The sequence below is a fragment of the Corynebacterium sp. MSK019 genome (assembly GCF_030232425.1).
In the GTDB taxonomy this organism is placed as follows: domain Bacteria; phylum Actinomycetota; class Actinomycetes; order Mycobacteriales; family Mycobacteriaceae; genus Corynebacterium; species Corynebacterium jeikeium_D.
The window spans coordinates 169,096-181,110 of the sequence record NZ_JASPJT010000003.1 but is presented as its reverse complement, the minus strand read 5'-3'; the positions used below and the strand labels follow the sequence as shown (position 1 = coordinate 181,110).

The 12,015-nt window shown below is 60.1% G+C and carries 11 protein-coding genes; 9 read left to right on the top strand and 2 right to left on the bottom strand.

Features of this window, described 5'->3' with window-relative positions:
- The 8 genes from mvk to QP982_RS03250 all read left to right on the top strand — a co-directional run bounded on the left by mvk (position 1) and on the right by QP982_RS03250 (position 7,642).
- Positions 1-1,026: a mevalonate kinase gene (mvk, locus tag QP982_RS03285; protein WP_101687816.1), complete on the top strand. Its 1,026-nt coding sequence runs from the start codon at positions 1-3 to the stop codon at positions 1,024-1,026.
- On the top strand, positions 1,023-2,000 hold the full coding sequence (gene mvaD / locus QP982_RS03280) for a diphosphomevalonate decarboxylase (RefSeq protein ID WP_049190390.1): 978 nt from the start codon (positions 1,023-1,025) through the stop codon (positions 1,998-2,000). Before mvk ends, mvaD begins: the two co-directional genes overlap by 4 nt.
- Before the next feature lie 12 nt (positions 2,001-2,012).
- Complete coding sequence (locus tag QP982_RS03275; protein WP_070862802.1) at positions 2,013-3,098, top strand: phosphomevalonate kinase; 1,086 nt, start codon at positions 2,013-2,015, stop codon at positions 3,096-3,098.
- Between the two features lie 93 nt (positions 3,099-3,191).
- Positions 3,192-4,247: a hydroxymethylglutaryl-coenzyme A reductase family protein gene (locus QP982_RS03270; RefSeq protein ID WP_070429832.1), complete on the top strand. Its 1,056-nt coding sequence runs from the start codon at positions 3,192-3,194 to the stop codon at positions 4,245-4,247.
- A gap of 198 nt (positions 4,248-4,445) precedes the next feature.
- Positions 4,446-5,636 carry a hydroxymethylglutaryl-CoA synthase gene (locus tag QP982_RS03265; protein ID WP_070429831.1) on the top strand — a complete coding sequence of 397 codons (1,191 nt, stop codon included), beginning with the start codon at positions 4,446-4,448 and terminating at the stop codon, positions 5,634-5,636.
- A 100-nt stretch (positions 5,637-5,736) separates the two neighbouring features.
- Positions 5,737-6,072, top strand: coding sequence for a hypothetical protein (locus QP982_RS03260; protein ID WP_049169972.1), 336 nt, complete (start codon positions 5,737-5,739; stop codon positions 6,070-6,072).
- Positions 6,073-6,104: 32 nt separating this feature from the next.
- Positions 6,105-7,361: a hypothetical protein gene (locus tag QP982_RS03255; protein ID WP_284870227.1), complete on the top strand. Its 1,257-nt coding sequence runs from the start codon at positions 6,105-6,107 to the stop codon at positions 7,359-7,361.
- Positions 7,361-7,642 carry a hypothetical protein gene (locus QP982_RS03250; RefSeq protein ID WP_284870217.1) on the top strand — a complete coding sequence of 94 codons (282 nt, stop codon included), beginning with the start codon at positions 7,361-7,363 and terminating at the stop codon, positions 7,640-7,642. Before QP982_RS03255 ends, QP982_RS03250 begins: the two co-directional genes overlap by 1 nt.
- A gap of 15 nt (positions 7,643-7,657) precedes the next feature.
- On the opposite strand, the gene QP982_RS03245 is transcribed toward QP982_RS03250, so the two are convergent.
- Positions 7,658-8,509: a dienelactone hydrolase family protein gene (locus QP982_RS03245; RefSeq protein WP_049169967.1), complete on the bottom strand. Its 852-nt coding sequence runs from the start codon at positions 8,507-8,509 to the stop codon at positions 7,658-7,660.
- Positions 8,510-8,620: 111 nt separating this feature from the next.
- Here QP982_RS03245 and glmS point away from each other — a divergent pair, with 111 nt between their 5' ends.
- Positions 8,621-10,495: a glutamine--fructose-6-phosphate transaminase (isomerizing) gene (gene glmS / locus QP982_RS03240; protein ID WP_005509815.1), complete on the top strand. Its 1,875-nt coding sequence runs from the start codon at positions 8,621-8,623 to the stop codon at positions 10,493-10,495.
- Here the strand turns inward: glmS and QP982_RS03235 are convergent.
- On the bottom strand, positions 10,478-11,830 hold the full coding sequence (locus tag QP982_RS03235) for an HNH endonuclease signature motif containing protein (protein WP_126107882.1): 1,353 nt from the start codon (positions 11,828-11,830) through the stop codon (positions 10,478-10,480). The two genes, glmS and QP982_RS03235, sit on opposite strands and share 18 nt — an antisense overlap.
- Positions 11,831-12,015 lie beyond the last annotated feature (185 nt).

Sequence of the window (12,015 nt, the reverse complement as noted above, 5' to 3'; positions counted from 1 at the left end):
GTGACCAGCGTAGAAAACGCCAGCGTCGACGACTTCGGCCTCGACAAGTCCGAGGAATTGGAGACCGGGGAGTTCTATGCCCTGGCCAATGAACAGGGTGCCGCATTCGGTGAAGGCCATGCCAAGTCGATTTTGTTGGGTGAGCACTCTGTCGTCTACGGCAAGCCGGCTATTGCGCTGCCGGTGACGTCGCTGCGCACGATGGCGTGGATTGACCGCGTGGAGGATTCTCCCGTCCTGTTTTCCATGGACGGCGAGGTCATCGACATCGACGAGCTGCCGGAGCGCTTTGCCTCCATCGCCGCTGCACTCCGCGCTGGCCTGCGCACCTTCGGTATTCCCGAACGCGACCTGCTGGTTCGTCTCCGCTCCGGTATCCCACCCGCTGCAGGGCTGGGTGGTTCTGCCGCAGTGGCACATGCGCTTATCGACGCAGTGCGTGACCTCGCCGATGGCACTCTGACCGAGCGTCAGCGCTTTGACCTGGTGCAGGAAGCTGAGCGTCTGGCGCACGGTAACCCCTCTGGCCTGGATGCCACGGTTGCCCGCGCATCGCGTCCGGTTTACTTCAAGCAGGGTGAGTTCCATCCGCTGAAGGTGGCCAAGAAGATGTGGCTGGTGCTGGGGGATACCGGTGTGCGTGGTTCGACGTCGCTGGCCGTTGCCCGCGTGCGTGGTTTCGTCGATTCCCACCGAGTCCACGGCCAAGAGTTGTTGGACCACTTGGGGCAGCTGGCCGATGGCGCGGTGCACAACCTGGCCAAGGGCGATTTTGCCCGTCTGGGACATCGCATGGACTCGGCGCAGGAAGCGCTAGAGGAACTAGGTGTTGGGCATGAGTCCATTACCGATCTCGTCACTGCCGCCCGACTGGCAGGTGCCCACGGGGCAAAGCTCACTGGTGCCGGTTGCGGTGGCTGTGTGATGGCGCTGGCAGAGTCCGCCGATCACGCGGAACTGATTAGCCATGCCATGATGGGAGCCAATGCCGTTGCTACTTGGACTGTGGAGGTAAATCCCTCGTGACCACGACCGCTACCGCCGTCGCTCATCCCAACATCGCCCTGATTAAATACTGGGGCAAGCGCGATGAGGCCGTGCAGCTACCGGCCACAGGTTCGCTGTCCCTTACTCTGGGCATCGCTCCGACGACGACCACGGTGTCGCTTATCGACGATCCCAGCGTCACCGCCGACTCGGGCACTCTGAACGGCCAGGAGATGGTGGGCAAGGACCTCTCCCGTGTCCAGAAGTTTTTGGATTTGGTCCGCGAGCGTGCGGGCAGCACGAGCTTCGCAGAGGTGACCAGCACCAACGAGATTCCGACGGGTGCGGGTCTGGCTTCGTCCGCGTCGGGTTTTGGCGCTCTCGCGCTGGCCGCGGCGAAGGCCTACGGCCTGGACTACACTCCGGAAAAGCTCTCGGCTCTGGCCCGTCGCGGTTCGGGCTCGGCCTGTCGCTCTATTTTCGGCGGCCTCGTTGAGTGGCTGCCCGGCGATGACGATGCTTCCAGCCACGCAGTGGCTCTGCCGGATTCCGGCCTGGATCTCTCCCTGGTCGTGGCGGTTTTGGCCCCGGGGCGCAAGAAGATTGACAGCCGTGCCGCCATGCGTCGCACGGTCGAGACATCACCGTTCTTCCCGGCCTGGGTGGAGCAGGTGCCTCGTGATATCGAGGACATGAAGGCCGCCATTGCCGCTGCGGACTTCACTGCGGTCGGCGAGCTTGCCGAGGCCAATGCCATGCGCATGCACGCCACTATGCTGGGGGCTCTTCCTCCGGTGCGGTACTGGAATCCGGATTCGGTGGCGGCTCTCGATCTCGTCGCTACGCTGCGTGACGAGGGCACCGAGTGCTACGCCACCATGGATGCCGGGCCGAACGTGAAGGTGCTGTGCCGCAGCGGCGATGCCGAGACCATCGCGGATCGTTTCCGCGCAGAGTTCGAGGATATTGACGTGCTGGTTTCCGGCTCCGGCCCTGGCGCATACCTGGTGTAGCTGGGGGAGTAGTTGAGCAACGCTAAAGGCGGACCTATCGAAGGCGAGTCCATCGGTCGTGGCTGCGGCAAGCTGTACCTCACTGGTGAGTATGCGGTGATGGATGTCGAGGGGCTGGCCGTCATCGCAGGTGTCGACCGCTATGTGACAGTTCGGTGCCGCGATGCCGAACCATCGCAGCCGGTCTCTCGCGTGTACTCCAGCTATTACGGCCCGCGGGGGCGTGTCATTGATATCGATGCACCAGATGACATCGCTACCCATACGATTTCCCTGGTCTATCGCATTGCTGCGGGCGAGTTGGAAAACACCCCAGAGCGCCCCATAAATATCGTCATTGAATCAGACCTCGATGACGCCGACAGTGGTGCGAAGTATGGCCTGGGATCCTCCGGGGCTGTCGCTGTGGCTGTAACTCGTGCGCTGGGGACGCACCTGGGTCTGGAGCTGGATTCACTGGACGTGTACAAGATTGCGATGGTGGCCACGCTTCTGGCTGGTGCAGCTGGTTCCGGCGGCGATATCGCGTGCTCCGCGCACGGCGGGGTGGTGCTCTATCGCCGGCCGAATCCGACGGCGCTCGCAGAGCTCGTGGCGGCTGATCCTGTCGCTGCCGTGGCGGCACCGTGGCCGAATCTTCGCATTGACGCCCGCACCGACCTCGGTGGGCTACAACTGTTGGTCGGCTGGACGGGCAGTCCGGTGAAGACGGACTCGCAGTTGAAGAAGGCCGGTGGCGCAGACCGTGATTTTGTGCGCGGGGTCTCGTCGATAAGCGAAAGACTCTGGCAGGCGCTTGCCGACGGCGACCACACCGCGGCGTTTGCCTGCCTGCGTGAGAATCGGACGCTGCTGCAGGACTATGAGCGTGAGCGTGCTGTATGCATCGAGACGGAGAAACTGAAAGCGCTCGCCGACATCGCCGATGGCGCGGGGGCCGCGGGCAAGAGCAGCGGCTCCGGTGGTGGTGACTGCGGAATCGCGCTGGTGGGAGTCTCAGATGGTGTCGATGCCGAGGAGACTGCCGCGGACATCACCGCGCGCTGGCAAGCAGCTGGCATCCAGCCGTTGCCGCTGAAGCTGGCCGCTCAACTTTGACCACAGTTTTTTGACCGTAGAATTTAAGACAGCTGAAATTTACAGAAGCTGGGAACCGAAGCTGCATGCAGCTAGAAAGGGTCGCATAGGACAATGGCTGAAAAGAGCTCGCACGACCTGGAATATGCACACGTACCGCTGAGCTGGATTGGTCCGGTGCGCATTAGTGGCAACGTCATGAATGACGAGGTGAAGATTCCGCTGGCGACTTACGAGACCCCGCTGTGGCCGTCGTGTGGTCGCGGTGCGAAGGTCTCCCGCATGATCGAAGGTGGCATTACCTGCACTTTCGTCGGTGAGAAGATGACCCGATCGGTGATTTTCACTCTCGACTCGGCAGCGGATGCCGTCATTGCGCGCGACAACATCCTGTCTCGTTATGACGAGCTGAAGAAGGTCGTGGAGTCCTCCTCGCGTTTTGCCAAGCTGGTAGATATTCACTTCCAGATCGCATCGCGTCTTCTCTTTGTCCGCTTTGACTTCTTCTCCGGTGATGCCTCGGGCCACAACATGGCCACGCTGGCGTCTGAGCGTTTGATGTCCTACCTGATGGAGCAGATGCCAGAGTTGGGCTATGGCTCCATCTCGGGCAACTACTGCACCGATAAGAAGACCTCCGCAGTCAATGGCATTCTGGGCCGCGGTAAGTACGTAATCGCCGAGGCCGTCATTCCGGAGCCGGTTGTCCGCGAGCGTCTGCGCACAACTGCCAAGCGCCTGGCTGAGCTCAACGAACGCAAGAACCTCGTCGGCTCCATCATGGCCGGTTCGCTGCGCAGCGGTAATGCGCACTACGCCAATATGCTGCTGGGCTTTTACCTCGCTACCGGTCAGGACGCTGCGAATATCGTCGAAGGCTCGCAGGGGCTGACGCAGGTAGAGGCGCTTGACGACGGCTCCGTGCGCTTTAGCTGCACCCTGCCACATTTAATCGTCGGTTCCGTGGGCAACGGCAAGGGCTTGGGCTTCGTGGAGAAGAATCTCACAGCGCTGGGCTGCAAGGAGGACCGTGAGCCGGGCGAGAATGCCCGTCGTCTAGCAGCGTGCTGCGCGGCAATCGTCTGGTGTGGTGAGCTTTCCCTGCTCGCGGCACAGACGAATCCGGGTGAGCTGATGGAGGCGCACGTTTCTATCGAGCGTGCGAAGTAGCGGTTTGTGAATAGTCGTTTGCGACAATTCGCAAAACCTAAGACAAATCTCAGGTAAACGCGCTAGATTTCTGTAGTAGGCAATTAAAATTTTGTGGGCAAAATATCCCGTGGTCTGATGACTGCTCTGATGACATGGGGATGTTTCGTTGCCCGTTATTTCTTAAAAATCTGTAGAGGTAGTGAAGGCACGGTTTTGATGACAACAAGCAATGTGACCCCGATCGGTATTGATGACATCGCCTTTGCGACGGGTTCGTACTGCATTGACCTCGCCGATATTGCGCCCCGACTCGGAGCGGAACCGGCAAAGTACCACAAGGGCCTGGGGCAGGAACGCTCCAGCGTGGTTGCCTCTGATGAAGATCCGGTGACGATGGCCGCGGCCGCGGTGAAGAAGATCGTTGACCGCCACGGTATCGACGGCGTGCGCACCATCATGTTCGCCACTGAGACCGGTATCGACCAGTCGAAGGCCGCTGCTGTCTATGTCCACGAGCTGGTCGGTCTTGACCCGCACGCGCGATCTGTCGAGCTGAAGCAGGCTTGCTACTCCGGTACCGCGGCGCTGCAGTTCGCGTGCGCTCTGGTGGCCCGCAATCCGGAGGAGAAGGTCATCGTTGTCGCCTCCGACATTGCCCGCTATGACCTGGACTCCGCTGCGGAGCCGACCCAGGGCGCAGGTGCTGTAGCCATGCTGGTGACCGCTAATCCGCGCATCCTGGCTATCGATGCGGCTTCGGGCGTCTTTACCCGCGAAGTTATGGACTTCTGGCGGCCGAACCACCGCAGCCAGGCGTTGGTGGAGGGCAAGCTCTCTATTAGTGCTTACATCGACGCTGTTCAGGGTGCTTACGAGGACTACCGTGCCCGCGGCGGTGTGGACTTCAGCGAGATTGACTACTTCAGCTACCACCAGCCGTTTACCAAGATGGCCTACAAGGCGCACCGGCAGCTTTCGGCCAATAACGGTGTGGAGCTCACCGCGGAGGACGAGGCCCGCCAGCTCGGCCCAACCACCGAGTACAACCGCATCATCGGTAACTCCTACACCGCATCGGCCTACTTCGGCCTGCTCTCGCTGCTGGATACCGAGAAGGACCTGGCTGGTAAGAAGGTCGCTGTTGTCTCCTACGGTTCCGGCTCGGTTGCTGAGTTCCTCACCGGCAATGTGGTCGAGGGCTACGAGTCCCAGTTACGCGCCGCAGATAATGCGCGTGAACTGGCTGAACGCGTGAAGCTCGATGATCCGACCTACTACCGCCACGCTCAGGTGACGCATGAAGATCCGGGTGAGTACTCCAACCTGGGAGACGACGCCCTGATTGGCACCGGCCCATTCAGCTTCACCGGTGTTGAGGGGTGTAAGCGCATCTACCGCGCTCGTTAGCCCCCGGGGGCACCCGCGCTAGTACTTAGACGGAACCGAATCCTCTTTTTTCGCGCCTAACAGTAATAAGAACTGTTTTTCGCGGGGAAGGGGATTTTTCGTGTCCGCACGTTTTACTGGAGGCAGTGGCGGAGGCTTGCTGCACTTTTCGGAAGATGCAGTGACAGCGGCTGCCCGAGAGATCGAGCAGCGCGGCCGTGAAGGCCATGAGCGGTGGGGAAGCGCTCCTGATATTTCCGCAGCAGATTGTGGCCAGGGTTTTGCCGCCCAGGGGCGCCGTCTGCAGCAGGCGGCAGCGAGGCTGCGTGAGCACGGGCAATCGATGTACGCGGGACTTGGCAATCATGCTCCGGCAGTGCGGGAACAGTGGCGTGTCTTTGCAGGCTGTGACAGCGCCGGGAGCGCCGACCTCGGTGGAATTGAGGTAGTGGACTGATGCCATGGGTTGCTCGAATTCTTCCGATATTGGTGCGTGTTATTGGCCGTGGAAGCCGTATTGGAGCCAAGCGCGGGGTTGGCGGCATCGGCAAGAATCTGCCCAAAGTCTTGGATAAGGTGCGACGCGCTGACGGCTGGAAGGGCAGCGCCCTGTCCAAGTTCTCTAACTCCGTGGGGTTGATAGCCTCCGCGATAACTATTGCTATGGCTTTCGATTGGGGCGGTTTGAAAGGCGATGCCGCCGACGCCGCCAAGGAGCGCTGCGATAAAGCTGCGCAGGACTGTGCGAATCAGGATGAGCAGTCCGCCAATGGCGCGCAGAGCGTCGGCGAGTGCGGCAAGAAAGTCGACGAGGTCCTTGAGGATTGCGAGAAGCAGGCCGAAGATATGGCTGAGCAAACCGACGGCATCCTCTCTCAGTGCGAAGCGCTTGTCGACGATCCGGAGGTCGGCGCCGAAGCCGCACAAGTGGCCCAGCAGGTGTGTAACAGTCTCGTCGACTCCACTGGTCAGCTCTACGATGCGCGTAATAGTTGCATCGAGCAGTGTCTTGAGCAGGCAGCGTGTGACACTGAGGCCGCGGTGGTCGCCACCCCGCCGCAGCCTCCTACTGTTCCAGCCAGTTCGGGTGCTACCTCGGCGGCCTGTGCAGAGGTGGCTGAGTCTGGGAGTGGCGAAGGAGCTACTGTAACCGGTGGCAACGGTGCTACCGCTGGTGGAATTGGGGTCGTTGCCAACGTTGATATTGGGATAGAGGCAGGCGTTGCTGCTGGAATATCCGTTGGAGGTGCCATTGGCGCTGCCGGGGTGGCCAGTATCGCTGGAATTGCGGGAGCTGTCGGGGTTGCAGGCAGTGTCGCGTCCTCACTGCTCAACTTAGACATGTGCACGGAGACGGAAGAGCCAGTGTGCGAACAGGCACCTGCGCCAGCACCAGCACCAGCACCAGCTCCTGCGCCGGAGGACTGTGTGCCGGAACCCGAACCAGAACCCAAGCCCGAACCTGAACCCAAGCCCGAACCTGAACCCAAGCCCGAACCTGAACCCGAGCCCGAACCTGAAAATGTTCCTGAACCGCCTCCTCCAGCTGAGAAACTAAAGCACTTGGGAATCGAGCTGCCACAGGAGACGCAAGCAGAACAGCGAGCGGAACCGCAGCCAGAACCAGCTCAGGACTCGGCAGCATCAGTGCAGGAATCTGCTTCAGCTGTGCCCGAGCCCCCTGAGCAGCCCAACGCCCAGGAGCTTGTGGGCGCGGTCAATTCGCCAACGGCAGGTGAGTGGTAATGGGGAGTAAGCATGCCGCGAAATATGACCGGATTGGGCAGGCCTATTACGACGCTGCTGCAATGACTAGGCAGGAGTTCGATACGGCGGTACAGAGGGCACAGAAAGAATTGCAGGGTTTGGAGGAGCGTCGTAAAGCACGCGAAGTTAAGGAGAGGGAGGTGGCGGCGGGCGTCGAAAAGCAACAAAAAACCGCCCGACCGAAGGGAACCGTTACGCGGTTGTTCGGGCGGGCGGGGAAAGGGACGCCGACGGTGAAGTCGATTCGGGGCGTGTCCTGAAGCGTGGCCTAGTGACTACTTGCCGGGAATCAGCGAGTGCTCCGGGTTTTCCGGCAGCTCCTTGATGAGCCACTCCATGTCGCGGTTAGTTGTGCCCTTGATAGTGGCGGTCGGGTCTGCGAAATCCGAGTACTTCTTGTCGTCACCGACCGTGGCCAGCAGGAAGCCTGTGAGTGCGGCGCGCGCAACCTCCTGGTACTTCACCTTGGAGGAAGAGAAGCCCGCTAGACGACGGAGAAGAGTTGTCTCCGAGAAGCTGCCCTGGTCAGCCTTGTCTACTTCGCGGTAAACGACATCGCCCTTCCACTGAACAGCCAGGCGAGCCGGGTTACCGCGATCGAGCCACTGATCCTCGCCAGGGGCCAGGACGAGGCCCGGGGCCGAGACATTAGTTGCAGCGGCGCTGGAGGAAGGCGCGGTAGTTGCGGGGAAGACGCAGCCAACGCCGGAGATGAGGTCGTGACCAGCAGCGGCGAGGACGGCTACACCCGCGCCCATGCCGTGGCCGGCAACGCCGAGTTTCTTCGGGTGGACGACGACCTTGCCCTCTCCGAGGCGGACACCAGCGAGAATCTGGAGCGCTGTCTCCAAATCGTTGGCGAGACCACGGTGGTCTGCCACGATGCCATTTTCGGTGTCCGGAGCAGCGACCGCGATGCCCCACGAAGCTAGGTGACGCAGCGTGGCGTGGTACTCCTCAATCGGTGTGCGCCAATCGTGTGCGAAGGCGATACCGGGGATGCCATTGCCCTCGGCAGGCGTGTAGACCTTTCCCGGCAGGCCAGTAAAAGCGAGATCACCGACCATGACGCGGTGCGGTCCACGCTTGGAAAGATTAGATGTCAGAGTCTTCAAGTTGTCAGCCACAGTGAATAGCTTAACTATAAGGTGCATACCTTTGCTGAAAAAGTGCCAGGATGAGCGAGAATGTCTATTTCGTTATGACGATTTTCCGCTTCGCGGGTTATTCTGTAGGGCATGTGTGGAATCGTTGGATATGTGGGCCATCAGCCCGCCCTGGATATTGCTGTCGATGCGCTACGACGCATGGAATACCGTGGCTATGACTCCGCGGGTGTTGCCATTGTCGACAATCAGGGGCATATCACTGTAGAGAAGAAGGCCGGTAAACTCGCCAACCTCGAGGCTGCCCTTGATGCGGATGGGCGCGACAAAATCACTGGAACCACCGGAATTGGGCACACCCGCTGGGCTACCCACGGTCGCCCAATTGATGAGAATGCCCACCCACACCAGTCCTATGACGGCAAGGTGGCTATCGTCCACAACGGCATTATCGAGAACTTTGCTCCGCTACGTCAGGAGCTGGAGGATGCCGGCATTGAGCTGAAGTCCGAAACCGACTCCGAGGTCGCCGCGCACATGCTCGCCCGTGCCCTGGACGGTTCCGACGGCGGATCTACCGCTGGTGATTTCGAGGCCTCTGCGCTGTCCGTGCTCAACCGCCTCGAGGGTGCTTTTACGCTGCTGTTTACTCATGCAGACCACCCGGATCGCATCATCGCTGCTCGTCGCTCCACTCCGCTGATTGTCGGTGTGGGCGAAAACGAAATGTTCCTCGGCTCCGATGTTGCGGCTTTCATCGCGCACACCCGCGAGGCCGTGGAGCTGGGCCAGGACAACGTCGTCATCATCACCGCAGATGATTACCGCATCCTGGATTTCGCCGGCAACGAGCAGCAGGGTCGACCATTCACCATCGACTGGGATCTCGCCGCAGCCGAAAAGGGTGGCTATGACTCCTTCATGATGAAGGAAATCCACGAGCAGGCTGCCGCCGTCCGCGATACGTTGGCCGGTCACCTCGTTGACGGCCGCATCGTTCTCGACGAGTCCCGCCTGAGTGACCAAGATCTGCGTGACATCGAGAAGGTCTTCGTCGTCGCCTGTGGTACCGCATACCACTCTGGTTTGTTGGCCAAGTACGCCATTGAGCACTGGGTTCGTATCCCGGTCGAGATTGAGGTCGCGTCCGAGTTCCGCTACCGCGATCCGGTGCTGGACCGCCAGACGCTGGTGGTCGCTATTTCGCAGTCGGGTGAGACTGCGGACACCCTTGAGGCCGTGCGACACGCAAAGAGCCAGGGCGCCCGCGTGCTGGCTGTCTGTAACACCAACGGTGCACAGATTCCGCGTGAGTCTGACGCCGTGCTCTATACGCACGCCGGCCCGGAGATCGGTGTTGCTGCAACCAAGTCGTTCCTGGCGCAGGTTGCCGCAAACTACTTGGTCGGATTGGCTCTGGCCCAGGCGCGCGGCACTAAGTACCCGGATGAGGTCACTCGCGAGTTTGAAGAGCTGGAGACCATCCCGGCACTGATTGACAAGGTCGTCGCTAAGGGCGATGAGTTCATCGACATGGCCAAGGAAATCGGTGCTATTCCGACGATGCTCTTCCTCGGCCGTCACGTTGGTTTCCCAGTCGCACTTGAGGGTGCGCTGAAGCTCAAGGAGCTTGCCTACATTCACGCAGAGGGGTTCCCGGCAGGCGAGCTCAAGCATGGCCCAATTGCACTCATCGAGGATGATCTTCCGGTCGTCGTCGTAGTGCCATCGCCGAAGGGGCGCGCCGTGCTGCACTCCAAGATTGTCTCCAACATCCAGGAGATTCGAGCCCGAGGTGCCAAGACCATCGTGATTGCCGAAGAAGGGGATCAGTCGGTGGTTCCTTTTGCGAACTACCTGATTGAAATCCCGGAGACGTCCACGCTGCTCCAGCCGCTGTTGTCTACGATTCCGATGCAGTTCCTGGCAGCTGAGATCGCTCGCCAGTGCGGTAACGAGGACATCGATAAGCCGCGCAACCTGGCTAAGTCAGTCACCGTCGAGTAGTTCGTCCTGCTTTCGTCGGTACTGCTCAATCTCCGCATCGAGTTCTTCATCCGTGAGGGACTCGATGCGTTTTTCTTCTTCCTCGGATAGGTCCCAGACCTCATCGGATACATGGCAAAATGACAACATCCAATCGAGGTTGCGTTTCTGAATCGTCTTCATCTTCCGTGTCACACGCTGATGAAAAGTTTGCTTGCCGACGTTCTTTAGCGGCCCAACCGGAACGCTAGTCGCGGTGTCCCCATTACGGGAAGTCCACACTTCTGTTCCGTCGGGGTATCTGTCGATATCCCAGCCCTCGTGCGTTTTTAGATTGTGGTGTCGGCGGCAGAGACAGTGCAGATTCTCCGTGTCAGTCGGCCCGCCCTGCTCGGGATTGTCGTGGTTGTACGGCTGAATATGGTCCAGGTCGCACTTGGCTGCCGGGACGTCGCAGCCGGGGAAGCGGCAGGTACCGTCACGCCCACGGACGCGAGCCACCTGGCTCTCAGTGGGGCGGTAACCATCCACCTTGCTGTCGGCGGAGATACGGATGTGAGTTGCGCGAGCAAGCCATTCTTCGGTGGCTACCTCGCTCAACCAGCCGACGCCATCAATCCATGCTGGCCCACCACCGACCTCGCGGTAGACATTGATGACAATCTCGGCATTGGTCGAATTCTGTGCCAGCTGTAGTAGCGCTTCCGCCTGCGTGCACTGTTCACCGCGATTGATTGCTGTGTTGCGAATCCCCTGAATCCTGGCCATGAGCTCGGTCGCGCGGTCGTTTTCAAGGATTGCTGTGACCTTTTTGTGCTTGCCATCGCCCGTGTCGGCGAGTGCGACCGCTTCGCCTTCTGGAACCCGTTGGGTGCCGTCGTTGCGGGCGCAGTCGTTGTACTCAGAAACCAAGTCGCCGATTAGACGAGACAGCGTGTAGACACCAACCATTGCTTGTCGAGGTCGCGTCGGAGTGAGCATTTCCAAAAGATGGGGCTCTACCGTGTCGAACTGATCTGGTGACAGCCCGGCAACGCCATTGGCGATGGCGCGGAGATGGGCTAACGAGAAACAGAAGGTGGATTCGATGAGAGCCCGGACTTTTGGTAGGCGCTCGAACATCAGCGCAATTTCGCAGAGCGTAGAGCACTTGCCGCGGCTAAGACCGGTTCGAATGCTTATGCGGGCAAGATGGTGATTGACATCGACCTCCTCACCGGGAGCGCAGATATCGATCAGTTGAAGGTCTGCGGCGTTGATGGCACGGGCCGCGCTGCTAATGGGATCGTCGGATTGCTGGTTGGCCCATGAGGGCTTTTGACCTGGAGCTGGAAGTTCTGTGGGCGACGATGACATTGGTTATCCCCCTGATTACTACGTGTCCGCCGGAGAATTGAAGATTGAGTTCTGTGTTGGAGAGAAGCATGGAGAGGCTGTGTCAACCAGTCCCGCCAGCCCCTGTGCACCGGACAAAGAACTTTCGCTTACAAATTTTCCCTACAACCCAAATCGTACACCTGTTTGAAAAACTGTCAATAGAA

Coding starts and splice junctions, on each gene's coding strand:
- QP982_RS03270 (WP_070429832.1), top strand. CDS start 3,192: ATGGCTGAAAAGAGCTCGCACGACCTGGAATATGCACACGTACCGCTG.
- QP982_RS03265 (WP_070429831.1), top strand. CDS start 4,446: ATGACAACAAGCAATGTGACCCCGATCGGTATTGATGACATCGCCTTT.
- QP982_RS03250 (WP_284870217.1), top strand. CDS start 7,361: ATGGGGAGTAAGCATGCCGCGAAATATGACCGGATTGGGCAGGCCTAT.
- glmS (WP_005509815.1), top strand. CDS start 8,621: ATGTGTGGAATCGTTGGATATGTGGGCCATCAGCCCGCCCTGGATATT.
- QP982_RS03235 (WP_126107882.1), bottom strand. CDS start 11,830: ATGTCATCGTCGCCCACAGAACTTCCAGCTCCAGGTCAAAAGCCCTCA.